11 protein-coding genes and 1 pseudogene are annotated in these 25082 nt (G+C 68.8%); 2 read left to right on the top strand and 10 right to left on the bottom strand.

The window, feature by feature from the left end; translation table 11 throughout:
- Positions 1–58: 58 nt before the first annotated feature.
- The 8 genes from KZX46_RS17985 to KZX46_RS18020 form a co-directional block, all read right to left on the bottom strand.
- Positions 59–838, bottom strand: a complete 780-nt coding sequence (locus tag KZX46_RS17985; protein WP_219775123.1) for a kinase — start codon at positions 836–838, stop codon at positions 59–61.
- Positions 835–1506 (bottom strand): response regulator, encoded by a 672-nt coding sequence (locus tag KZX46_RS17990; protein WP_219775124.1) that lies wholly within the window; start codon positions 1504–1506, stop codon positions 835–837. Before KZX46_RS17990 ends, KZX46_RS17985 begins: the two co-directional genes overlap by 4 nt.
- Positions 1503–4184: a sensor histidine kinase KdpD gene (locus KZX46_RS17995; RefSeq protein ID WP_219775125.1), complete on the bottom strand. Its 2682-nt coding sequence runs from the start codon at positions 4182–4184 to the stop codon at positions 1503–1505. Before KZX46_RS17995 ends, KZX46_RS17990 begins: the two co-directional genes overlap by 4 nt.
- Entirely contained in the window at positions 4181–4771 is a 591-nt protein-coding gene (gene kdpC, locus KZX46_RS18000) for a potassium-transporting ATPase subunit KdpC (RefSeq protein WP_219775126.1), read from the bottom strand. The genes KZX46_RS17995 and kdpC overlap by 4 nt, the downstream gene beginning before the upstream one ends.
- Before the next feature lie 11 nt (positions 4772–4782).
- Positions 4783–6792 carry a potassium-transporting ATPase subunit KdpB gene (gene kdpB, locus KZX46_RS18005; protein WP_219775127.1) on the bottom strand — a complete coding sequence of 670 codons (2010 nt, stop codon included), beginning with the start codon at positions 6790–6792 and terminating at the stop codon, positions 4783–4785.
- 15 nt (positions 6793–6807) lie between these two features.
- Positions 6808–8517, bottom strand: a complete 1710-nt coding sequence (gene kdpA / locus KZX46_RS18010; protein ID WP_219775128.1) for a potassium-transporting ATPase subunit KdpA — start codon at positions 8515–8517, stop codon at positions 6808–6810.
- Positions 8518–8533: 16 nt separating this feature from the next.
- Positions 8534–8623, bottom strand: a complete 90-nt coding sequence (locus KZX46_RS18015; RefSeq protein WP_216709867.1) for a potassium-transporting ATPase subunit F — start codon at positions 8621–8623, stop codon at positions 8534–8536.
- Between the two features lie 514 nt (positions 8624–9137).
- The gene (locus tag KZX46_RS18020) at positions 9138–10130 is read right to left on the bottom strand and encodes a PEPxxWA-CTERM sorting domain-containing protein (protein WP_219775129.1); all 993 of its coding nucleotides are present in this window, start codon (positions 10128–10130) and stop codon (positions 9138–9140) included.
- Positions 10131–10261: 131 nt separating this feature from the next.
- On the opposite strand from KZX46_RS18020, the gene KZX46_RS18025 reads away from it, so the two are divergent.
- Both KZX46_RS18025 and KZX46_RS23020 read left to right on the top strand, forming a co-directional pair.
- Positions 10262–10858 carry a response regulator transcription factor gene (locus tag KZX46_RS18025; RefSeq protein ID WP_216709869.1) on the top strand — a complete coding sequence of 199 codons (597 nt, stop codon included), beginning with the start codon at positions 10262–10264 and terminating at the stop codon, positions 10856–10858.
- A 527-nt stretch (positions 10859–11385) separates the two neighbouring features.
- Positions 11386–11658, top strand: a pseudogene (locus KZX46_RS23020) (histidine kinase dimerization/phospho-acceptor domain-containing protein); the annotation flags it as partial.
- 276 nt (positions 11659–11934) lie between these two features.
- On the opposite strand, the gene KZX46_RS18030 reads toward KZX46_RS23020, so the two are convergent.
- On the bottom strand, positions 11935–14727 hold the full coding sequence (locus KZX46_RS18030) for a CHAT domain-containing protein (protein ID WP_219775130.1): 2793 nt from the start codon (positions 14725–14727) through the stop codon (positions 11935–11937).
- Positions 14724–24686 (bottom strand): hypothetical protein, encoded by a 9963-nt coding sequence (locus KZX46_RS18035; RefSeq protein ID WP_219775131.1) that lies wholly within the window; start codon positions 24684–24686, stop codon positions 14724–14726. The genes KZX46_RS18030 and KZX46_RS18035 overlap by 4 nt, the downstream gene beginning before the upstream one ends.
- Positions 24687–25082 lie beyond the last annotated feature (396 nt).

The following is a 25082-nucleotide window of genomic DNA, read 5'->3' on the forward strand; positions in this document are numbered from 1 at the left end:
GGCGACCGCAGCCACCCGGCTTCGAAGCGCGTCCTCGACCCCAACTTGTCGACATGCGCTAGGCGAAGGAGACTGAGCGGTCGGGCGCGAGGCGGATGACGACGTCGGCGCGGTCGGGCATCTCGGCGAGAACGTGCCGCGTCAGCCGCTCGTAGTGCGCGACGAAGCGCGCGACTTCGGCATCGGTCATGATCGCTACTCCACGACGTTCCTGCTCGATGCGCCAATCGCGGACGACCTCGAACCCTGGCGCAGCAAGCAGGATCAGCCGGTCGATTCGGGCAAATAACGCGCGGTAGCCGGGGCCCGCAAGCGAGGCGTTGACGTACGCCCGCCAGCGACCGTCGGGGTCGTCGTCACGTTCGAGCGGGTTGACCGGAGCGCCGAGGTCGGCGGCAGATTGCGGTATCGCGCCGACACACCAGCCCTCGAAGATCAGGACGTCAAGCACGGGAGCAATCGGCGTCCAGTAATCCTCGGGTGCGCGGTCATCGCTCGCCTTGTCGAAGCGCGGCAGGCGAACTGCCGCGCCCCGGTCGAGCGCGGCAAGCAGCGCCAGTCCGAGTGCGGTATCATGGGTTCCGGGCACGCCCCGCGTCGCAAGAAGCGGATGGACCGTCGCGGCAAGGTGCAAGCGATCGGCGCGCGGCAGGTACAGGTCGTCGAGCGACAGCGTCGCCGCAGGGATACCGCTCGCTGTGAGCGCCTCGACTACCGCTGCCGACACGGTCGACTTGCCGCTCCCCTGCGCGCCACAGACGCCGATCACCAAGGGGCGGCGCGTGACATCGGCCAGCGCTTCGCGAACCGCCGCCTCGACAAGGTCGGCGGCGGTCAACCGCCGAGCCGGTAGCCGACGCCCAGCTCGCTGCGGATCAGCGTCATCCCCTCCGGTCCCAGCTTCTGCCGCAGGCTGCGGACGACGACGCGGAGATATTCGACGTCGTCGTCGTGCGCCGGACCCCAGCCAGCGCGAAGCAACTGCCGGTGGGTCAGGACGCGCCCGGGATGCTTGGCGAGTTCGGCGAGGAAGACATATTCCTTCGGCGTCAGCCGCACTTCCTCCTCGCCGCGGCGGACCCGGCGCAGCGCGAGGTCGATCGTGATCGGCCCGACGGTGACGACCTCGGCCTCGGCCTCGCTCGCCAGCCGGTGGCGCAGGCCGGTGCGGATGCGCGCGAGGAGTTCGTCGCTGTCGAACGGCTTGGTCACGAAATCGTCGGCACCGAGGTCGAGCGCGGCGACCTTCTCGCCGGTCTGGTCGCGCGCCGAGACGACGATCAGCGCCGCCTTGCCCTTGATCAGCGGGATGAGTTCGAGCCCGTCGCGGTCGGGCAGGCCGAGGTCGAGCAGGACGAGGTCGGGCTTGTCGATCGTCATCGAACTCAGCGCCGCGCGCGCGGTATCGGCCTCGACGACGTCGTACCCGGCGCGGGTCAGCGTGCCGCGCACCAGCCGCCGGATCGCGGCTTCGTCGTCGACGACGAGGATCGTCGCCGCGCTCATTCCGCCGCCTCGGTCGCGACGGCTGGGGCACGGACGAGCAGCGCCTCGGGGAACAGGACCGCGAAACGCGCGCCACGGGGATCGCTGCGCGTGCCGGCGGCCACGGTCAGCCCCATCGCCTCGGCAAAGCCCTTGACGATCGCGAGGCCGAGCCCGGTGCCGTCCTTGGTCCGGTCGGAACCCTCGACGCGCAGGAACGTGTCGAAGATGCGCGCCTCGCTCCCCGGCGGCAGGCCTGGCCCTTCGTCGGTCACGGTCAGCTCGATGCCGTCGTAGCGACGCGTCGCGGCGATCGTCACCGTCGACCCGGGGTCGGCATATTTGCCGGCATTATCGAGCAGGTTGATCAGGCAGTGGTGGAACAGCTGCGGGTCGATCCGCACCAGCGGCAGGTCGGGCGGCACCGCCAGCGCGATCGGATGGTCGGCGAGCGCGCGGCGGACGTCGTGGACCGCGCCTGCGACCGCGTCGGTCAGGTCGGTCGGCACGATATTGAGGTTGAGCGCCCCCGCCTCGATCCGCGCCATGTCGAGCAGATTGGCGACGAAGCGCCGGAGCCGCTGGGTCTCGGCGTCGAGCGTGTCGAACAGCGGGGTGTTCGCGGTCGTCGCCGCGGTCGCGCGGAGTTCGTTCGCGGCGGCGACGATGCTCGTCAGCGGCGTCCGCAGGTCGTGGCTGACGCTCGCGAGCAGCGTCGCGCGAAGGCGGTCGCGCTCGCGCAGCTGGGCGACATCGGCCATCTCGGCCTCGAGCTGGATGCGGTCGAGCGCGAGCGCCGACTGGTCGAGGACGCTCGTCAGCAGCGCGAGGCTGTCGGGGCGCAGCGGATCGCGCCCGTCGTCGCGCGCCATGCCGATCACCGCGATCGTCCCGCGCCCGGTGTTGAGCGGGTGGAACAGCCAGTCGGCTGCCGTCAGCGTGTCCGACCCGCGCCCCGCCGGACGCCCCTTGTCGGCGACCCAGCGCGCCGCCGCGAGCTCGACCGCGCCGAGTTCGTCGCCCGGCGGCACCGCCGCAACGAGGACGAGGTCGCCGCGCTTGGGCAGCATCATCACCGCGCGAACGTCGAACAGCCGCGCGATCTCGGCGCAAATCGACTGCGCGAGTTCGGGCACCGTCGTCACCCCGGTGAGCTGCCGCGAGAAACCCGCAAGCGCGGCGTTGGCGCGCGCGCCCGACGCGGCAAGATCGGCCTGGACCCGCGTCCGCGCCGCAAGCTGGCTGACGATAACCGCGACGACCAGCAGGACGAGGACGGTGACGAGGTTCGCTGGATCGGCGATCGTGAAGGTGTAGAGCGGCGGCAGGAAGAAGAAGTTGTACGCCAGCGCCGACAGCACCCCGGCGAAGACCCCGGCGCGCAGCCCCCAGATCGTCGCGGCGGTCAGCACCGGGACGAGGTACATCATGTCGACGCTGTTGACCGTCTTCGGCCCGGTGACGATCTCGGCGATGCCGGTGACGCCCGCGACCATCAGGAGCGTCCACAGATAGTCCATCGGGCGGGTGATCGTTCGCCGCGGTGCGGTGGCTTGTGCGGCGCCCTTGCCGGTCGGCAGGACGTGGACCGCGACGCCGTCGATGCCGCGGACCAGCGCGTCGACAACCGAGCCGTAGCGTCGCTCGAACCACCACGACCGGAGCGACTTGCCGACGACGATCTGAGTGATCCGCGCCTCGGCGGCGAAGTCGCACAGCCCGTCGACGACGTTCGCCGCGGGGATTGTCGCGGTCCCGCCGCCGAGCTGGACCGCGAGCGCGAGCGTCGCTGCCAGCCGCGACTGCCCGGCGGCATCAAGGCGGCGGGTCCGCTCGGTCTCGACGTGGAGCGCGGTCCATGGCGCGCGCAGGGCATCGGCGAGGCGCTTGGCGGCGCGGACCAATTCGGCGGCGCTGGCGGCGGCATCGACCGCGACGAGGACGCGCTCGCCCGCCGCAAAGGTCCCCGCGAGCGCACGCGCACGCAGGTCACCGAGCATCTCGGCATCGACCGCCTGCGCCGCGCGCCGCAGCGCCAGCTCACGCAACGCCTGGAGATTTGTTCGCGAAAAGAAGTGCCCGAGCGCCCGCGCCGCCTCGTCGGGGACATAGACCTTGCCCGCCTTCAATCGCTCGATCAGCTCGTCGGGCGGGATGTCGACGACCTCGATATCGGCGTCGTCGAGCATCCGGTCGGGCACCGTCTCGCGTACCCGGACCCGGGTAAACGACGCGACGACATCGTTGAGGCTCTCGATATGCTGGACGTTGACCGTCGAGAAGACATCAATTCCGGCGGCGAGGAGCTCGTCGACGTCCTGATAGCGCTTGGGGTGGCGCGACCCAGGGGCATTAGTGTGGGCGAGTTCGTCGACGAGCACGAGGCGGGGCTTGCGCGCGAGGATCGCGTCGATGTCCATCTCGTCGAGCGCGCGGACCGAGCCTTCGGTGTGGCGGCGCGGCATGATCTCGAACGGCCGGGTCAGCGCCTCGGTCTCGATGCGACCGTGGGTCTCGACGACGCCGATGACGACGTCGACCCCTTCGCGGACCCGCGCGGCGGCGTCGGTCAGCATCTCGTAGGTCTTGCCGACGCCGGGGGCTGCTCCGAGGAAGACCTTCAAACGGCCGCGGCCCTCCTGCGCGGCGGCGCGCAGGAAGGCCTCGGGAGCCGGGCGGTCTGGGTCGCGAGCGGTCACCCGGTGGTTTTAGCGCCTTGGGCATCGAGCTGTCGATTGAGCAGCAGGACGTTGACGCGCGGTTCACCGAGAATCCCCGCGAGCGGTGCCTCGACCACGCCCTCGACGATCGCCTGCACCTGCGGCTCGGTCATCCCGCGCGCCTTGGCGACGCGGGCGATCTGGACCCGTGCCGACGCCGGCGAGATGTGCGGATCGAGCCCCGATGCCGAGGTCGTCAACAGGTCGCCGGGGACGTCGCCGGTCAACCCGTCGGCGCGCGCCGCCTTGACGTCGGTGCGGACGCGATCGATCAGCGCCTTCGACGTCGGCCCGAGGTTAGACCCCGACGACGCCTGCCCGTCATACCCCTTGCCTGCCGCCGACGGGCGTCCGTGGAAATACTTCGGCGCGGCGAAGCTCTGCCCGATCAGTTCGGAGCCAACGACCTTGCCGCCGTCGCGGACGAGGCTGCCGTTGGCCTGGACCGGAAACACCAGCTGGCCGATGCCGAGGATGAGTGCGGGGTAGGCCAGTCCGGTCAGGATGGTGAACAGCACCAGCATGACCAGCGCAGGGCGGATTGCGGAACGAAATTCAGCGTTCATGGTGAACTTCCTTAGACCAGACCGAGGCCGGAAACGGCGATGTCGATCAGCTTGATGCCGATGAACGGCGCGACGATGCCGCCCAATCCATAGACCGCGAGGTTGCGCGCGAGCAGCGTCCCCGCCCCCGCCGGGCGGTACTTCACGCCCTTCAAAGCGAGCGGCACCAGCGCCGGGATGATCAGTGCGTTGAAGATGATCGCCGACAGGATCGCGCTCTGCGGCGACGCCAGCCCCATCACGTTGAGCACCGCCAGACCCGGATAGAGCACGACGAAGATCGCCGGCAGGATCGCGAAATACTTGGCGACGTCGTTGGCGATCGAGAAGGTCGTCAGCGCCCCGCGCGTCATCAGGAGCTGCTTGCCGAGGCCGACGATTTCGATCAGCTTGGTTGGGTCGCTGTCGAGGTCGACCATGTTGCCCGCCTCGCGCGCCGCCTGCGTGCCGGTGTTCATCGTCACCCCGACATCGGCCTGTGCGAGCGCCGGAGCGTCGTTGGTGCCGTCGCCGCACATCGCGACGAGCTTGCCGCCGGTCTGCTCCTTGCGGATCAGCGCGAGCTTGTCCTCCGGCGTCGCCTGGGCGAGAAAGTCGTCGACCCCGGCCTCGGCGGCGATACTCGCGGCAGTCAGCGGGTTATCGCCGGTGATCATCACCGTGCGGATACCCATCCGGCGCAGCTCGACGAAGCGCTCGCGGATACCCGCCTTGATGATGTCCTTCAGATGGACCGCGCCGAGGATGCGCCCGTCGCGGACGACGGCGAGCGGGGTGCCGCCCGAGCGCGCGATCTCGTCGGTTATGCGGCGAAGCTCGCTCGCCGAGGCGCTGTCGGGGAGCTTGTTGAGGACCGAGTCGACTGCACCCTTCTCGATGAAGGTCGCGCCGAACTTGAGCCCCGACAGCCGGGTCGATGCCGAGAATGGCACGACTTCGGCCCCGGCGGGCATCGTCGCCGACTGGCCGTGCTTCTCGCGGGCGAGGACGACGATCGAGCGACCCTCGGGGGTTTCGTCGGCGAGGCTCGACAGATATGCCGCCTCAGCAAGTTCGCCCATCTGGACACCGGCGACGCTGCGGAACTCGGTCGCCTGGCGGTCGCCGACGGTGATCGTCCCGGTCTTGTCGAGCAGCAGCACGTCGATGTCGCCCGCCGCCTCGACCGCGCGTCCCGACTTCGCGAGCACGTTGAACCGGACCAGCCGATCCATCCCGGCGATACCGATGGCCGACAGCAATGCCGCGATCGTCGTCGGGATCAGCGTGATCAGCAGCGCCGCGAGCAGCACCACCGACACCGTTCCCCCGGCGTAGGTCGCGAACAGCGGGATCGTCCCGACCGCGATCAGGAAGATGATCGTCAATCCGACGAGGAGGATCGTCAGCGCGATCTCGTTCGGCGTCTTCTGGCGACTGGCGCCTTCGACGAGCGCGATCATGCGGTCGAGGAAGCCCTCGCCCGGACCCGCGGTGACGCGGACGGTGATCCTGTCGGAGATGACGCGCGTGCCCGCGGTGACAGCCGACCGGTCGCCGCCTGCTTCGCGGATGACGGGCGCACTTTCGCCGGTGATCGCGGCTTCGTTGACCGAGGCGACGCCCTCGACGACTTCACCGTCGGCGGGGATCAGGTCGCCGGTGTCGACGAGGACGAGGTCGCCGACCTTGAGCGCAGACGCTGCGACCTGCTCGCCCGAGACGCGCTTGGCGGTGAGTTCGCCCTTGGTCTGGCGGAGCGAGGCGGCCTGCGCCTTGCCGCGCCCCTCGGCGATCGCCTCGGCGAAATTGCCGAACAGCACGGTCAGCCACAGCCAGACGACGAGCTGGATCTGGAAGCCGACGGCGAGGCCGGTGCCGCCCGCGAACAGCAGGATCGTCAGCAGCAGCGCGACGACGCCGGTGGTGAACATCACCGGATTGCGCACGAGCTGCGCGGGGTTGAGCTTGCGGAAGGCATCGATCACGGCCGGGCCGATCAGGGCTGGCGTGAACAACGAGGGGGCGACGGCGCGGGCCATTATCGGGACTCCGGATTAAAACAGCTGGCCGCGAACCATCGCCAGTTCATCGGCGATGGGTCCGAGCGCGAGCGACGGCAGGAAGGTCAGGCCGCCGAGGATCAGGATGACCCCGATCAGCAGGCCGACCCAGAGCGGGCCGGTCGTCGGGAACGAGCCCGACGATTCGGGGACGACGCGCTTGGCAGCGAGGCTGCCGGCAATCGCGAGGACCGGGATGATCACGAAGAACCGCCCGAACCACATCGCGACGCCCAGAAACCCGTCGTAAAACGGCGTGCTCGCGGTCAGCCCGGCGAACGCCGACCCGTTGTTCCCGACCGCGCTCGAGAAGGCGTAGAGGATCTCCGAATAGCCGTGCGGCCCCTTGTTGTTGAGCCCGGCCAGCCCCGCCGGAACGATCGCGGCGATGCCGGTGCACGACAGGATGATCAGCGGCAGGACGGCGATGGCGAGGACGGCGAGCTTGACCTCGCGGCTCTCGATCTTCTTGCCGACATATTCGGGCGAACGTCCGACCATCAGCCCGGCGACGAAAACCGCGACGATGCAGTAGATCAGGAAGCCGTACAGCCCCGACCCGACGCCGCCGAATATGATCTCGCCGAGCTGGATGTTGAACAGCGGGACCATCCCGCCGAGCGCGGTGAAGCTGTCGTGCATCGCATTGACCGCGCCGCACGAGGCGTCAGTGGTGACGGTGGCGAACAGCGCCGACGCGGCGATGCCGAAGCGGACTTCCTTGCCCTCCATGTTGCCGTCGGCAGCGTGAAGCCCGAGCGCGTGGAGGTTGGGGTTGCCCGCCGCCTCGGCCCAATAGGCGACCGTCGTCCCGGCGAGGAACAGCAGCAGCATCGCGGCGAAGATCGCCCAGCCCTGCCGGGTATTCCCGACCGCCTTGCCGAAGGTCCATGTCAGACCGGCACCGAGCGCGAAGATCGACACCATCTGGAGGAAGTTGGTCCACGCGCTCGGGTTCTCGAACGGGTGCGCCGAGTTGGCGTTGAAGAAGCCGCCACCGTTGGTGCCGAGCATCTTGATCGCTTCCTGGCTCGCGACCGGGCCGAGCGCGAGGGTCTGCTTCGCCCCTTCGAGCGTCGTCGCAACCGCGGTCCCGGCAAAAGTCTGCGGCACACCGCCGGCGACGAGCACGACCGCATAGACGATGCACGCGGGCAGCAGCAGGTAGAGGGTGACGCGGGTCATGTCGGCCCAGAAATTGCCGAGCCCCTTGCTCTCGCGCCGGGCGAAGCCACGGATCACCGCGAAGGCGACCGCGATGCCGGTCGCCGCCGACAGGAAGTTGTGCGTTGCAAGCCCCGCCATCTGCGTCAGGTGGCTCATCGTCGTTTCACCCGAGTACGACTGCCAGTTGGTGTTGGTGATGAAGCTGATCGCGGTGTTCATCGCGAGGTGCGGATCGACCGCGGGGAACGCCTGCGGGTTGAGCGGCAGGACGTTCTGCAACCGCTGGAAAGCGTAGGTCAGCAGCACGCCGGCGAGGCTGAAGATGAGGACGTGGACCGCGTAGCGCCGCCACGTCATGTCCTCGTCGGGGTCGATCCCGCCGAGCGCGTAGAAGCCGCGCTCGACCGGGCCGAGGACGACATGGAACGGGGTCCGCCGCCCCTCGTACAATGCGAACAACCACGCGCCCATCGGCTTCGTGATTGCGATGATGCACGCCGTGAACAGCGCGATCAGGAGCCAGCCCTGGAAGGTCATCGACGCTCTCCGGCGATCAATAGTCTTCGGGGTGCGTGAGCACCGCGACGAGATACAAAAGAAGGCCGAGCGCGGTCGCCGCGCTGAGCCACATGGCGAATGTCATTGAATTTGCCCCTCAGGCGCGGTCGGCGAGCGACACGTAAAGCAGGCTGAGCAACGCCAGCCCGATGGCGATGCCGATCCAGATCAAATCCTGCATGGTGGCGCTCCTCGGCACATTGAAGGCCGGAGGTAGGCGTGGGGCGCATGCCGCTCCATGCGATAGCGAGCTGGGCGCATAAAGGCGGCGTAAAGATCGCCGCAGTTCGTCCTGTCCTACAGTGGACCAACAGGAATAGGATTATCGCGAGCCGCCACCGGGCGGCCCGCGTTCTTTCTCATTGTTGGCAACGTCTGTGATCGCGTTTCGCGCAAGAAATGCGAAGTGAAAAACAATGTGCGTTTGTGTGAACTTATTTTGAACTTAGCGTTGGATTTGGCGACGACTGAGCGGTGCGAGGATGCGTCAGGCCTGGTGTCATCCTGGCGCAGGCCGGAACCCAAGAACACAACCGGTTGAATTCATTGGTTCCGGCCTTCGCCTGGATCAAATCATGTCGAGCCGACGCTCCCCTCGTCTAAGCGAGGACGGTCTTCCGTGCCGCGCGCCGGGCAGCCCGGCCGGTCAGGCCGAAGCCGACGAGCATCAACGCCCAGCTCGCGGGCTCCGGAACCGCGCCGCCGACATACGGCGTGATCGCGTTGCCGACGCTGAGCGAATAGAGCGGGTTGTTGAAGCGTGAGTTGAGCGTGATCGTCGGATCGATGAACGCCGACGCGGTCCCGGCCAGCCCGGAGGCGTCGAACCCTCCGGCGCTAACCGAAGTCGACAACGAGATGAAGCCGTAGATGCTCAGCGGATCACCATTGGCGAATGTCGAGCCTGTGATGAAGTTCAAAGCGAGGTCATAATTCGCCGAACCGCAGCCGGTGCCCGGAGGCCCCGTGAAGTTGCACGTCGATCCGGCTCCGCTCTGCAGCCCGTCGTCGAGGCTCGTGCCGCCGCCGAACCCGACGCCAGTCACAACGTTGGCCGTCGAATAAGCGGTGCCAGTCGCCGCCAGAGTGTAATGGCCGTGGATGGTGGCGATCGCGCCGCTCGTCGTGAGCGCTGGTTCGAGCGCGGCAAACGCCGCGGCGCTGCTCGCATGGAGTTCGACGAGATACGCGTTGGTCAGGCTCGCGCGCGATGAAAAAGCGGCGCTGGCAGTGGCAGTCGTTGCCGACGACGGGTCGTCGGGGGAGCTCGTTGCCCGCAACGAGACGGTCGAATCCGCGAAGCCGTCGGTCACGGTGCCATCGCCGCCAATCGGGTGAAACGGGCCGCCGCCGCTATAGCCGGTGGTTCCGTTAGTCACGAAACCGTACCGGTAATCGTAGGAGCTGTCGGTCAAGACGAAATAGAGACCGTTGACGCTTTGTGCCGCCCCGAGCGACGGCTGAGTCGGCGAACCGCCGCCGCCGCCGCAGCCGTCGGAACTGGTCTCGCAGTCATCGGCGAGCGCGGCAGTCGGCGCGGCAAATGCGACAAGTGCAACCGTGGCGAGTGAAGTCAACAGCATCGCGCGCATTTTATGCCCCTTTGAACGACGACGATTTCATGTTCGGCTAACGGCATCTGCGACGGCCGTCGATTGCCTATTGAGGCATGTGGACTTTGCCCCGACTTTGCCGTTAGTGCTTGCGATCGGGGGACAGTCAGGTGCGGTTACTGCTGATCGACGATCATCCGTTGTTCGTCGACGGTTTCGCGACGATGATCGCGCAGGTTCGTCCCGACTGGCGTTTCGACTTTGCGCACAACTCGATCGACGGGGTCGCGCGGCTCGTCGCCGATCCCGATTTCGACCTCGTCATCGTCGACCTGCAATTGCCCGACCGCGACGGCTTCGCGACGATTGCGGCGATCGCGGCGGTCTGCCCGCACCTGCCGCGCCTCGTCATCTCGGGGCGCGAGGATGCGGCGGCGCGGATGCGCGCGCAGGTCGGGGGAGCCAGCGGCTTCATCGTCAAAAGCCTGTCGGCCGAGCGGATGATCGCCGTGATCGACGAGGTCGCGGCAGGGCGGTCGGGATTCGCCGCGACCGAGACGGCGGCGGCAATGCCGTGCCTGTCGCCGCGCCAGCTCGACGTGCTGACCTTGCTCGCCGAGGGTCACGCCAACAAGGAAATCCGCTTTCGGCTCAACATCGCCGAGCGCACCGTCCGCGCGCATCTGACCGAGCTGTTCGCCACGCTGGGGGTCCAGACCCGGGTCAACGCGATTATCCGCGCCCGCGAAATCGGCTTGATCCATTGAACGGCGGCAGCGACCGCGTCCACGCCGAGCTGATGGAGACGCAGTATCGGCAGGCGCGCAACAACATCATCATCGAGAACGCGTGCCTCGTCTTCATGGTCGCCACCGCGTTGCTTCGCACCGACTGGCGGATCGTCGCGGCATGGGCGGCGGTCGAGGTCGGCACGCAGGTCTACCGCCAGTTCCGGATGCTCCATCGCTATGCCGCAGGCATCCCCGCGGTCAATTTCGCCGCTTACTGGTCGCGGCATCACGCAATCTACCAGACGACACTGGGAGTGGTCTGGGGCGCGACGATGTTCCTGTTCGCCCATCCGGCCGATCCGATATCGGTGGCGACGACGGCGTGTGTCATCATCCTGCTGACGGCGGGCGCGGTTCCCGGCCAGTCATACAACCCGCCGGCGCTGTTCGGTTACCTTTTCACGACCTACGTCCCGATGGTCATCCGGCTGCTGACCTTCTCCGGCACCGACTATCACTTGTTCGGCGTGCTGCTGGCAGCGTTCGCCGGCGCGCTGGTGCTGATGTGCCGCCTCCAGGCCGAAAGCTTCGCCGCCGGGGTCCGCATCCGCTACGAGAATGTCGAACTCGTCGACGCGCTGCGCGCCCAGACCGAGGTCGCGGTCGCCGCGCGCGCTGCTGCCGAAACGGCGAGCCTCGCCAAGTCGCAATTCCTCGCCGCCGCGAGCCACGACCTGCGCCAGCCGCTCTACGCACTCGGGCTGTTCTCGGCGACGCTCCAGTCGCTCGACCTCAAGCCCGATGCGCGCGAGATCGTCGGGCACGTCAAGACCAACCTCGACGCGCTCGAAGGCCTGTTCAGCGGGCTGCTCGACATCTCGCGGCTCGAGGCGGGCGTGATCACGATCAAGCCCGAGACAATCGCGACCGACACGCTGTTCGACCGGCTCGATCATTATCTGCGGCCGATCTCGCCCAGTGCGTCGTCAAAACTGCGCGGCTGCCTGCGACGAGGAATGCGCGGACGAGGCCGTTCAGAGTTTGCGCCTGCCCCTGCCGGACCCGGATGCCCGACCCGCTCGCGCGCGACGCGGTCGTCTCGGCGGCGGTGTTCACGCGGACAGCACCACGAGATTGGCGTCGAGCCCGAGGTTGGCAATTTCCTCGAAGCTCAGCAGCCCGTCAGAATTCGGCGAGTCGGAGATCGACGTGACCAGCGCCGGCGGACTGTCGCAATCGAGTTCGCCTTCCTTGAGCCCGTGCGTGGCGAAGTGGATCACGGCGTAATCGCGATACGCCTTGGTCGACGCATTGTTCGCGGTGAGCGCTGAATCGGAAAAGTCCGCGCCTTCGACAAGCTTGCTTCCTGGCCCCATCACCGCTGCCGCCGCTGCCAGTTCCTTCGCGCCGATCGGGCGGAGCGAGGCGAAACCCTGGCGGAGCGCGTCAGCGCGGCCGGCGCAGCGTCCGGCGAACGAGCCACGATTGGGAACCGCAGCGAGTTCGGTCGCATTCGGCACAGCGTGATAGCCGAAGCCGAGATACGGCAGCGTTGCGCGTGACGCCTTTTGCGTCCGAGCGACGAGGAAGGACCGCGGGGACACCGTCGTATCGAGGTCGACAGTGCTCGCAAGGAACTTCACCTGGCTATAGTCGCGCGAGTTTTTCATTACCGAAATTGCAAATCCATCGACGCTCGCCTGATCGACGACGAGGACACCGAACGGAAGCTGGGTCATCGCCCCGGTCGGCTCGGTGATGAGCGTCGTGACACCGGCGAGCAGATCACGCCCGGGCCCGAGTAACGCCTCGTGCAACTTGAACGCGCCGGGAATGTCGAAAACCAGCGGGATGACCCGGCCGTCGGCGGCGATATTGCCGTCGATCGACGACCGCACATCGACTGCGAGCTTGGCCAATTCTGCGGTCGGCAGCCCGGCCGGATAAACCGCCGACGCGCCGTGGGTGGCGACGATGACATATGTTGTCGCCGGCAGTGTCAGGAGCTTGACATAGGCCTCTCCCGGCTTGAGCGCGGCTTGAAGCTCCCCAAGCGTGGCGATCGTATCGCTCGCCTGCTGATATTGCTGGTCGCCGGCGAGTTCGGTGCGGACCTGGACCGCGCGCGCCTCGGCGACGTCCAGCTCGGCGCGGACGGCGGCGCGGTCCTTGGCTGCCGTCTCGGGCAGGCTGGCGAGACGCGTTGCAAGCACGCGTGATTCCCTGTCGAGATCCTGCAGCGCCTTCGCGCGCACCGCCGCGTCGCTCGATCCGCTCTCGAAAATCTTCTCGATCTGGGCGATCTGCGCAGCAACGGCGGGGGGCGCGATGAATTGCGAGGCGAGGAAGAATTGCGCGCGTGCCGAATCTGCCCCGGTGCCGCCCGCCGCAATATCAGCCGCGAGGACTCCGAAATAGCCCTCGAGTCCCGAGACACCCGACGACGTCGATGGACCAGCCCGCTTGAGGACGTCGAGTGCGCGCTCATATTGGACCCGCGCCTCCTTTCGGTCGCCTTGACGCGCAAGGAAGCCGGCATAGTCTAGCCGACGCTGCGCCACGAGCGGCGTATCGGTGTAGATCGTCGAACGATCGAGGCGATCGGTCGACTCGGCATAGGCCTTGCGAGCAGTCGCGAAGTCACCGAGATGCGTCGCGATCCGTCCGCGCTCGGCCGCCACCGCGCTGCGGAGCCACAACAGGTTCGACGTTTCCAGGTTCGCGTTATCGAAGCGCGACAGCAGCTTCTCATCCTGCGCCAGCACGACCGAGGCTTCAGCGAAGGCCCCGGTTGCGACCAGCGCGGCCGAACGAACATATAGCGCCTCGGCCTGGAGGACCACTGGCCCGATCCAGCTAAGGTCGCGCGACCCAAGTCCGCGCGACGCCCCGTTGGTGTTGAGTTGGCGCAGGACCGCGGGGTCGCGCAGCGGCGCGTTGTCGAGCGACGCGAGGCGAACCGGATCACGATCTTCGGCGAGCGCGGCCTGCGACAGCGTCGCGGCGGCGGGATAGTCGCGACGATTGAGCGCGTCGATCGCCCGATAGACCTGCAATTTGCTCCGCAGCCGATCGCCGGACAGCCCGCGAGGCGCTTCGGCGGAATCGAGCAACGCCGCTGCCTGGTCGAGATAGACCTTGGCGACGTCGCGATAGCCGAGGTTCGATTCCGACAGCGCCGCATCGAGCGTCAGGTCGATGCGGTCCGACCGCGACGCTTCGAGCGGGAGCTTGGCGAGATACCGCGTCACGATCTCGCGCGCCTCGCCGTGCTGTCCGCGGATCGAATAGTCGAGCACCTCGGTCCGCTGGTCGCCAAGCGCCGACTCGTCGGCGATCACCGCAGCGAGTGCGACACCCGCGGGCGGTGGCGGCGCGTTGGCGGGAACGAGCGCAGCGCCTTTGCCGGCCCCCTTGGCGCCAATCTTCGCCCCGCCCACCGAGCGCAGGCCGGTCGCAAGATTGTCGGCGAAACGCTTCAGGCCATCGACTGCGTAAATCTTGCCGCCATGCACGACCTGAACTGCGATGGCCTCATATCCCGCCTCACGCGCGACGCAGCGCCGCGCGGTGCCTGTGCCAAGACCGGCAACAGTCACCGCGATGGGCGCGCCGCACGCTAGCCGGGCATCGCGTGATTTATCGAGCAGCGCCGTCGCGTCGGCGGTCGCGGCAACGACGTGATACCGACCAACCGAAGCGGTCTCGGTCCAACCCCGACAGCGAACGTTGAAGCTGGTGTCGAACAGGCCGGGCGCGGCAGGATCGCTCCACGTCCGCTCGGCACGGCAAAGCTCGCCCTGCGGTCCGCGCCCAAGATCGATCGTGTCGGGGAGCGCCGCCGAAGCTGAAATATCCGCCATAAGCGCGACCGCGAGCCCGATTAACCGCACGATGCGCATCATGGCCGGCTCTCCCCTCGCGAACGAGTCTGGGTGGGCGTCACGGCGCAGCGCGCTGCACCAGTCCCCGGCGCGCAATCGTCGTCGTCCTCGCGCCAGAGCGCCTCGTTGGTTGCGCCGGTGATCAGCTCAATCGACAGCGCGAGGTCGGGCGCGCTCGAGATCAGCAGCGTACGGCCTGGATCGGCGAGATTGATCAGCGGGATCGAGACCGCCGACTGGATGCAGCCCGACGTCGATAGCGCGACACAGCCATTGACCCGGATATTATTCGGACTGATCCCGTCGAGATTATTGGCATTGATGCTGATCGCCGAGGCGATACCGGTCTTGCCGGCGATCGAACCGAATACCGCGATGACCGGATCCGCCGCCGTCGCCCCAGCGACCTTGTTGAATTTTAGCGTCCCCGCCTCGATCCCGCCGCCGGGCGTCGCCGTCGGACCGGTATTCTGGATCAGCGCCCATTGGCCCGGCGCAAGGACGAGCGTCCCCGCCTTGACCAAGGCCTGCGGCGCGGGAGCCTGCTTCGAATACGGCGGGGTCGCAAGGTACAGCGAGGAAGCGGAATTGTTGACGAACTGGGTCCGCGCCTCGGCGGCGGTCAGCGGTGCTCCCGACGCCGGCAGCAGCTCGTCGATGAACGGCCGCCCGGCTGCGGGAGACGGGGTTTCGCCGAGCGCGACATAGGTCGCGCGGAGCTGAACGGTCGATCCCGCGGCGTTGATCTGGCCGCCGGTGCCGGTCACCGAATTGTCGAGACCCGACACTGCGAGGACCTTGATCGCGTTCGCCGTCGTCGTCGTCTTGTCGAGATCGGCACCGCCCGCGGCACCTCCGAGCGTCAGCACCCGCGGCGGCGTCGCAGCCGCCGCACTGGTGAATGTCAGGCGGTCGGCAATGCGAATATCGCCGGTGGTGCGAATGCCGAAGGCACCGGTGACCCCCGCAAGCCCCCCGCTCACCGCAGTGACGCCGTCGAGGTCGACGTCGCCGATATCGACGGGACGCGCGACGGCGGCGATTTCGAGGATCGGCGTCTGGAATTTGCGAAGGTCGGCCTTCAACAGCGTGTATTTCGTCGCTCCCGCCGCCGCCCCGGTACCATCGCCGAGCGACACGCCGGCAGCGTTCCCGGTGACGTCGAGCTGGATCCGCGTCGCCGCGACAAGCGTAGTCCCCGCCCCGATCGACAGCCGCTGCGAGTCGAGCGTCATCGTGCCGCTGCTTGCCTGCGTCGCCCCGCCGAGTGTGATCGTGCCGTTGTTCGCCTTGACGGTGTAGTTCGCCGTCCTGACCGCACCGCCGATCGTTGCCGAGCCGTTCGTTGCGGTGATCGACGTATCACCGGTGGTCGTCACCGCCCCCGAAATCGTCGCGTCGGTCGCGGCGGTGACGGTCAGCTTGGCCCCGCGGCTGACCGCGGCGAGCGTCGCGCTGCCGGTGCTTGCGGTCACAATCGCATCGCCCCCGGCATTGATGTCGCCCGTCGCGATCGGCCCGGTGTCGGCGGTTATAGTCGCCGCGCCGCCCGCCGTCGTGCCGCCGGCAACCGCAACTCCGGTCGCGCCACGCAGCATCACCGTCGTCGCGGCTTGCGTCGAACCGAGGCTTAGTGCGCCCGAGCTAGACAAGGCATCGAGCGCGGCTCCCGACTTCGCCAGCCCGACAACGATGAGCGCGGTTCTGGCGCGGAGGGTCGCCGCTCCGCCAGCCGCAATCGAGCCGAACTGGAGATTACCAGTCGTGGCGGTCGCGGTGAGCGCGCCGGTCGTGGTTGCGGCACCGGTGACTTCGATCGACTGGCTGGCGCCGAGCGTCGCCGCTCCGGTCGCGGCAAGGCTCGCGACGACGATAGCGCCGTTGTTGGCGGTGATCGCCGCCGGTCCGCCGGTCGTCACCGCGCCCGTGTGGATCGTGGCGCTGTCCGACGTTGCCGTGAGCGCTCCGCCAGTGGTCGTCGCGCCGGTTACCGTGATCGCGCCCGCAGCATGGAGCGTCGCGTCGAGTGCGGTCGTGATCGAACCGAACGCGAGGCTTCCGGCGGTTGCGGTCAAGGCTCCGGTCGACGTCGCCGCGCCTGATATCGTACCCGCGTTCGCAGCGGTCAGGGTGATACCGTTGCCCGACACGTTCGGCGCGCTGATCGAGCCGGCGGCGCTTACGAGGGTCATCGCCCCGTTGGCCGCCGCGTCGGCGGTCAAGGTCAAATCGCCCTGTGCCGCAAGCGACGTCGCTCCACCCGAAGCCGTCCCGGCAAAGGTTGCCGTGCCACCAGCTGTCGCGGTCAAAGCCGTTCCAGCGCTGGTGCGTTGCACGACGACGATGTCGCGCCCGGCGGTGAGGGTGGCGTGGCCGGTGGCGTCGAGCGCGTCGCCGGCGGCGGTTGCGCCTAGGTTGATATCGCGTACTGCCGTCAGCGTCGCGTTCCCCCCCGCCGATGACAGGCCGGAAACGGCGATGTCGTTCGCGCTGTTGAGGATGAGGTCGCGCGACGCGGCAATGGTCGCAATCGCGATATCGCCGCCCGTCGAAACCACGGTCGCGTCACGTTCAGCGGTGACCGTTCCGGCGGCGACGCCGAAGCCGGTCAGGAAGACATCGCCCCCGGTGATCGTCGTGACCGTCGTCGTCCCGTTGAGCGAAGCAAGCCGCACCAGACCCGGAGCGGTCGCGGCGTTGACGGCAAGGTTGCCGCTGGCCAGTGCGACGACATTCCCGCCCGTCAGGCCGCCGACCACACCACCCGCGACCGGATCGATGATCGACGAGCCATCAACGCGGAAGATCGTCGCGACCGCGTCGCCACTGTTCGCGCCGGTCGAGGTCAGCGTCCCGGCGATGAGCGACCCCGCCGTCGCCACCGCAACGATGTCGTCGCCCGCGGTGATCGTCCCGATCGACACCGACGGTCCGACGACGATCGCGTCGCGTCCGGCATTTCCGGTCGTCAGCGTCGCGCTGCCCTGCGTCGCGTCGACGATGATGTCGCCGCTGGCGTTGAGCGTGGTTCCGGTCGCTGCGCCGTTGCGCGTCGCGACGATGACGCGCGCCGGCAGCCCGGCGCCGCCGCTCGTGACCGTATCGAGCGTCGCCGGCCCAGCCGCCGCCACGACGCGAACGTCGCCGAGGGAATCGGTCGCATTGGTCGTCACGGTGCCGAGGCTAGCCCCGGTCGCCCCCGAGATGACGATGTTACGCCCGGCGAGCCCGGTGATCGTCGGGCCGCTGACCTGATACGCATCGGTAAGCGCAACGCCGTTGGCATCGGTCGCCGCGACGGTAGCGACCCCGGCTTCGGAGTCGGAGGCGGTGCCGACGAAGCTGAGGTCGGAAGCGCTCGCCGTGCCTGTGGTGGAGGCCACGACGATATCATCGCGCGCGGACGCCGCACCGGTGATGCTCGCAGTACCGCTGCTCGTTGCGACGGTAATGTCGCGAAGCTGGTTCGTGGCAGCGGCGACGGTTCCGAGCGTCGCCCCGGTTGCGCCGCTAAGCTTGAGGTCAATCGCTGCGACCTGCGCCGACGTCATCAGCGGCGTTCCCGTGCTGACCGTTAGCGTCGCGAGCGAAACCGCCCCGGCGGTCGATGCGAGCGTCAGGCCACCGTCGACCGTCGCGCTGTCGATCGTCACGTCGTTGAGCGCGCGAAGATCGGCGCTGGCGCTGTCTAGGGTCGCGATGGTGATCGACTTGACGCCGTCGGTAACGACTGGCTGAACCTGAACCGTCGCCTGGTCGCCGAGCGAAGCGGCGGACGTCCGCAGCGCGCGCAATGTCGCGCCCCCGGCATTGAGGTCGCCATTGCCGAGGCGGACGACGAGCGATTCGGCGATGAAGCCGCTCCCCGACGCAGTTTCGACGCCGTCGCTATTGGCGGTCAGCACCATGTTGTTCGCGAGCGATATCGATGCGGGCAGCGGAGCAGTCCCGATCGACGCCTCGAGCAGGATATCGCGCGCCGCGTTCTGCGTCGTTCCGGGCGCGGCCGCCGCGTCCGTCCCGAGGACAATGCCGCCGCGGCCATAGACACTGTAGCGTCCCGCGCTGGCCACATCCGCCGACACCGTCGACAGCCCGGTCGCGGCGACGAGGATGCTCGCGCCGTCGGTGCGGCCAAGCGCGGTCTCACCCGGAAGCGCGATGCCGCTGCCCGCGAGATCGGTCAGGCCGGCGTTGCTCGCGTTGGCTCCGGTTGCGGTCAGGACACCGTCGAGCTTCGCCGAGCCGCCGCGCGCGACCGCGACGATGTCGTCTCCGGCGGTTAGCGCGAATGGCGCGGTGACGGTGGCGCCGACGAGGACGATGCTGCCGCTCGTCGTAATCGCCTGCGCGGCGGTGATCTCCGCCGCCGAGAACGCGCGAAGCGACGATGGAGATGCGCCGATGGTCTCGACGAGCCCGAGATCGATCGTGCCGCCCGCCGCGAGCGCGATGTTGCTCCCGCCGAGTGCGGTCAACGCGCCCCCGCCTGCGGCATTCGTCAGCAGCGATCCGTCGGCCCGGCGCGCGTCGGTGAGATCGCTCGGCGATCCGACGGTTCGCAGGGTCGCACCGGTGACGTCGATCGCGCCGGTCGAAACAAGGACGAGGTCGTCACCCGCGGTCAGCGTGCCGGTCGGGGACAGCAGGCCATTGCTGGCGACGACGATCCCGCGGGCCGCGGTTGCACCGGCGAGGGCGATCGCGCTGTCCGATTCGACGTGGATATCGCGCCCAATACCGCTAGCGGCGCTGAGCGTCGCAGCGCTGAAGTCGATGTTGCCGGCGGCGGTGGCGACGATATTCGCTCCTGCAAGCCGGGTCAGCGCTCCGTTCGTCGTCGCATCGGTTCCGGCGACGATTGCGTCGGTGATGACCGTATGACCCGCCCCGTAACCGGTTCCGGCGGCCGCGCCGGTCGAGATGAGCCCGATGCCCGCGGTGTCGTCGCCCGCTTGCAAGTCCGCGCTTCCGGTCGTCATGATCGTCGCGTTGGTCGCAGTGATTGCGCCGCCGCTGGTCAGCAGGATGTCGTCACCCGCGACCGCGCTCCGAGTCACCACGACGCTCGTTCCGGACACCGCGAGGGTGCCACCCGTCGCGGTGCCGTCGCCGAGCAGCGCGGTGCCTCCGGTGACAATGATCGAGCGCCGCGCCACTGCGGTCTCGGTCGCTCCCGCGGCAAGCGACGCGGCGTTCGTCGCGGCAATCGAGATGTCGCCCGTTCCGTCGGCGGCGGTGCCCGCGACGACGACCGTGCCGAGCGTGACGCTCGGTCCGGTCGCGAGGATCGATCCGGTCGCGAGCAAGGGGCCGGTGGCGAGCACGCTCGACCCGGCTTGGCGCCCACGCAACACGATCGTCCGCGCGGCGACGGTGTCCGGGTTAGCGATGCTGGCTGCGCCGCCCGCCGTATTGAGGATGCTCGCTGCACCGGTCTGCGATTCGACAAGGATGGAATTGATCTTCGTCGGGTCGGACGGCGTCGCACGGAGCGTCGCCGCGCCGGTGGCGCTGAGGATCTGGAGCGCGCCAACCTGCCCGCCATTTGCGACGGCGAGCGAGGCGACCTCGGCCCCCGCCCCGCCGGCGGCGGTGACATCGACCCGGCCATAGCCGCTGTCAAGGCCGTCGATCGTGATCGCCACCGGGCTGATCGTCGCCGTATCGTTGCCGCTCGTCGCATTGCCGGCAAGCGCGACGTTGCCCGTTGCGGTGATCGTCGGAATGGCGATCGTGCCGGGTGCGGTGACGGTCACCGCGCCGCCGGTCAGCGTCGCAAACCGGACCGACCCGCCGCCGCCTGCCGCCGCCGCAAGGACGATGCCCGGCTGGCGTGCCTGCGTATCGAAGCCGCCGCCAAGGGTCTCGGCGTTGGCGACGAGATCGGTCGTTGCACCGTCGATGCTGGTCGCCGCGCTGATCGACAGGCCGCCGCCAGCGGTCGATGCGTCGGCGACCGCGTTGGCGGTCCGCGCTCCACCGACGTTCGACTGGAGCGTGCCGCTGCTTCCGGCGAAGGTGACGCCGCCGCCGGTCGCGACGATGCCGACGCGGCCGGCGGCGTGCTGGTCGAACGACGTCGCGGCGGTGCCGAGCGTGACCGACCCCGCGCCAACATCGAAGTTCGCGGTTTTCGCGGCGTTCGCCTGCGCGATCGATACGACTCCGCCGATCGTCGCATTGGTCGTCGCGCGGATGATGGCGTTCGACCCGCCGAGCCCGGTCAGCACGCCGGTCAGCAGGGTACCGCTGGCGTCTGTCGCGGCGGTGTCAGCCCCGAGCCCGGTGACAGTCAGCGTTGTCGCGGTGACCGCGCCGGAGGTCGCCGAGGCGATGATATCGTCGCCGGCGGTCGCAGTGCCGATCGTCGCGCTGCCGCCGGTCGCGACGACCGATGTCCCGGCAATGCCGGTCGCGATCGTCGCCAGTCCGCCGCCGGTCGAGGTCGCGCGGACGTTGCCGAGCGTCGCTGTGCCCGAGGTGATCGTCGCGGCCGTACTCGCGAGCGCGTCGACATTGCCGGTATCGGCGGTCCCGGAATCGACCACAGCCGTCCCGCCGCTCGCCAACGCGCGGACGCTGCCGGTCGCGTGGCCCGACGCGACGTGCGCGGTCGCCCCCGTCGCGACGACGTTCCCGCCCGCGGTGCCGGTGGTGATATTGGCGAGCCCTCCCGCCGTTGCGGTGACGTTACCGCTCGCCGTCGCGGTGCCGATCGTCGCGTTGCCGCTGCCAGACTGCGTCGCGGCGATGTTGCCGCCGTTCGCGGTGGCGGTCCCGATTGAAGCGAGGTTGCCGCCGGTGTGGACCGTCGCGGTGATATTGCCCGACACCAAAGACTGGCCGCTGACGACGCTCGCCGGGCCGAATTGCGCGTCGGCGGTGATGTTGTGCGCGTCGGCCAGCGTGATCGTCGCACTGCCGCCAGTGGTCGAGCGGCTCGTCGCGCCGACGTCGGCCGCCACCGATATGCCGTCGCTGACGAGCGCGGCGTTGAAGGCATCGGCGACGATCGAGCCGCGCGCCCGCCCGGTGGTGACGGTCGCATCGCCCGACAGGCTATGCGCGTTGACGTTGCCGGTCGAAACCGCGCCGAGCGTCGTCCCGTTGGTGATCGTTGCGCTGGCGTCGCCGTCGGCGAGGATGTCGCCAACCATCGCGGTGCCGGAAGCGATCAGTGCGATGCCGCCCGCCGCCATTGCCAACGCCCTGACGTCGCCGTGCGTTGTCGTGCCCGAGACGATCGTCGCAGTGTGGCCAGTGGCGAGGCTCTGCGCGGTGATCGTGCCGCCGACGGCGGTGTTGGTTCCCGCAGTCGCGGCAGTGATTGTCGCGTCGCCGGCATGGCTGGTGACGCCAATGTTGTGCGTTGCGGTGCCGTTCGTGAGCGTCGCGGAGTCGCGGGCGTCGAGCACGAGGTCGGCGAGCGGGGTGATCGTGGCAACGTCGCCCGCAGTAAGGACACCAGTCGCCGTGATTCCGCCCGACACGCCGCCGGTACCGGCAGTGAGCGTCGTCGAGCCGGTCGAGCTGCCGTTGTTGACGCCGATCGACCCAGCCGTCGTCGTCAGGGTGATCCCTGCGTCGGGCACGGTCGCAGCGCCGTTGAACCCGCCAAGGTCGGCATCGATCGTCTTGCGCTGGGTCTCGATGCTCGTCGCGTTGACCCCGGCGAGCGAGATCAGCCCGTTCGTCGCGACGTCGATCGCGCCGTTCGCCTGGATGCTGTCGCCGGTCAGCGACGCCGCGTTGCTCCCCGAAGTCGGGCCGCGCGCGGTGATCGTCCCGCCGCTGCGGAGCGCGGTCAGGGTAATCGTGCCCGGCGTCTTGAGCAGGATATCGCCGAGCGCCGCCTGCCCCGCGACCCCGCCGCCGAGCGCGATGCTCGAGCCCGCGACGGTGTACGTGCCATGCCCGGCGGCCGTCGCGCCGTCGCCCGCAGCAACCGTACCGGTTACGCCGGCCGCACCCGCCGCAGAGATCGATAGATTGCCGGTCGTCGCCGCGTCGGCGATCGTAACCGTGCTGCCGGTCGAGGTCAGGGTGACATCGGCATCGGCGGCGGTCGTTGCGCCAGTGAACGTCCGCAGCGTCGGGTCGAACAGCGCGCGCTCGGTCGCGGTTCTAGCCGCGCCGGTCCCCGTAAGCGAGATCGTGCCGCCTGTCAGAACGGTGATCGCGCCGTTTGCCTGCAGCGCGGTGCCCGCGAACGATCCGGCGCTGCTGCCTGCCGTCAGGCCACCGACGGTGATCTTCTTGCCTGCCTCAACCGTGTCAACGGTCACCGTTCCGGGCGACGACAGCGCGACGGCTCCGGTGGCGCTCTGGACGACGCCGGTTCCGCCGAGCGTGATGCTGTTACCAGTCACGTAATAGTTGCCGCTGCCACCCGCTGTGAAGGCGTCGCCTACAGTGACGGTGCCGGTCACCCCCGCGAGGTCGCTCGCCACGATGGACAGGTTGCCGGTCGATCCCGCTTCGGCGAGCATCACTGTGCTGCCGGTCGAGGTCAGCGTGACGTCGGCGTCGGCGACGTTCGCCCCGGCGAATCCGCTCACGATCGTGTAGGCGCCGCGCCGTGTCGCGGTCCCCTGCGGCCCGGTTCCGGTGAGCGTGATTGCGCCGGTCGTCGTCGCGCTGATTGCTCCGTTCGCCTGAAGGCCAACCCCGCTCAGCGAGCCAGCGTTCGACCCGACACTCAGCCCGCGCGCGGTGACGGTGCCGCCAGCCTGCACCGATCCGATGCCGATCGCCCCCGGTGAGGCGAGCAGCACGTTGCCGGTTGCGGCGATCAGGTTTGCGGTCGACGCCGTCCTGATTGCGCCGCCACCGGTCAGTGTCGCGTCGCCACCGGCTGCCGTAATGTTGCTTACGGTCAGCAGTCCCTGCGTCGGATCGCTGCCTACGGGCGTGAAGTCGGCGTGGAGGTTGACCCCCGTCGCGGCGACGACCGGCCCCACAGTGACGGCCCCCGCCGCCGAGCGGACTTCGACGCTGCCGGTGACGCTGGTGTCGCCGCCGAGGGTGACGTCGCGCTGCCCGACGGCGGTGCCGGTCGTGCCGATGATGTTCGAAGCGACAGTCGACACCGCGTCGAGCGACATCGTACCCGCGGTCTCGAAGCGATTGGCGACGATCGGGGTATAGCTCGCGACCGACGTTGCCGCGCCGGGGTTGGCGAGCGACAGGCTGAGCGCGTCGATGCTGCCCAACGTCACCGGCTGCGCAGTGTTGCCGAGCGCGATCAGGATCGCCGAGCGGTTCCCCGTCGTCGGGCCGACCCCTGCCCCGGCGATCAGGTTCGCGCCGCCGCTGATCGGCCCCGCGCTGTCGAGGACGAGGCGCTGTCCGCCGAAGCCGTTATCGTCGGCGATGATTGTCCCCGCCGCGGCGATGCCGGAGGTTCCGCTCGCGCGGATCCAGACGTTGCCGGTTGCCTTCTGCGTCGTTCCCGCGCCGCCGAGCGACACGCTCGCGCCCTTGACGACATAGTCGCCGCTGCCGCCGCCGAAGCCCGCCTCGGCGTTGCCCGATACCGTTGCGGTCGTCGCGGCGGTGAGGAGGATATTGCCCGTTGCCGCGATCGCGCCGATTGTCACCCCGCTGCCGGTCGAGGTCAGCGCGATATTGGCATCGGGGACGGTGGCCGGGCCGGCGAAGCCGCCGAGGTTCGCGTCGATCGCCTCGCGTGGTGTCGCGACGGTCAAGCCTGCGCCGGTGAGGTTGATCGCCGCGACCGTCGAGATCGCGACCCCGCCGTTCGCGGCGATGCTCGTCCCCGTCAGCAACGCGGCGCTGCTGCCGTTGGTCAGGCCGCGCACCGTCGCCGTGCCCCCGGCGCGGACCACGTCGACCGTCACCCCGCCGGACGAGGCGAGCAGGACATTGCCGAGCGCGGCGATCGCGTGCGTGCCGCTTGCCTTGGCGATCGCGGTCCCGGTCAGCGTCGCGTCGCCGCCAAACGCTGACGTCGCCAACGGTCAGCGTCGCGGCGTCGGCATGCAGTTTCGTGAAGGTCGCGGCCGACACGGGGCCGGTCAGAGCGACGGTGCCGTGTGTCGCGGACACCTCGACGCTCCCGGTCGCGCTTGTCACGCCGGCAAGCGACACTTCCCGGTTACCCGGGGGAAGTCCGGTCGAGCCGATGATGATCGATTGAATCGTCTTGATCGTGCCCGTGCTCGATATCGCGCGGTTGAGGAGCAACGTCGGGATCAGCGTGCCCGCCTGAACGTCAGGTGTGTAGTCGGCGACGGTCGCCGCTCCGGCGCCGGCGGTCGCGGTGCTGAAGACGTTGGCATCGACCGAACCGAGCACGAGGCCGATGGGCCCGCCGCCGATGCTCAGCAGCACATCCGACCGATTTGCCGCCG

It is taken from the genome of Polymorphobacter sp. PAMC 29334, assembly GCF_019431245.1.
In the GTDB taxonomy this organism is placed as follows: Bacteria; Pseudomonadota; Alphaproteobacteria; order Sphingomonadales; family Sphingomonadaceae; genus Polymorphobacter_B; species Polymorphobacter_B megasporae.

Bases quoted from the DNA above. Each gene is read 5' to 3' on its own strand.
- kdpB (WP_219775127.1), bottom strand. From the start codon at position 6,792: ATGGCCCGCGCCGTCGCCCCCTCGTTGTTCACGCCAGCCCTGATCGGC.
- kdpA (WP_219775128.1), bottom strand. From the start codon at position 8,517: ATGACCTTCCAGGGCTGGCTCCTGATCGCGCTGTTCACGGCGTGCATC.
- KZX46_RS18030 (WP_219775130.1), bottom strand. From the start codon at position 14,727: ATGATGCGCATCGTGCGGTTAATCGGGCTCGCGGTCGCGCTTATGGCG.
- KZX46_RS17990 (WP_219775124.1), bottom strand. From the start codon at position 1,506: ATGAGCGCGGCGACGATCCTCGTCGTCGACGACGAAGCCGCGATCCGG.
- kdpC (WP_219775126.1), bottom strand. From the start codon at position 4,771: ATGAACGCTGAATTTCGTTCCGCAATCCGCCCTGCGCTGGTCATGCTG.
- KZX46_RS18015 (WP_216709867.1), bottom strand. From the start codon at position 8,623: ATGACATTCGCCATGTGGCTCAGCGCGGCGACCGCGCTCGGCCTTCTT.
- KZX46_RS18020 (WP_219775129.1), bottom strand. From the start codon at position 10,130: ATGCGCGCGATGCTGTTGACTTCACTCGCCACGGTTGCACTTGTCGCA.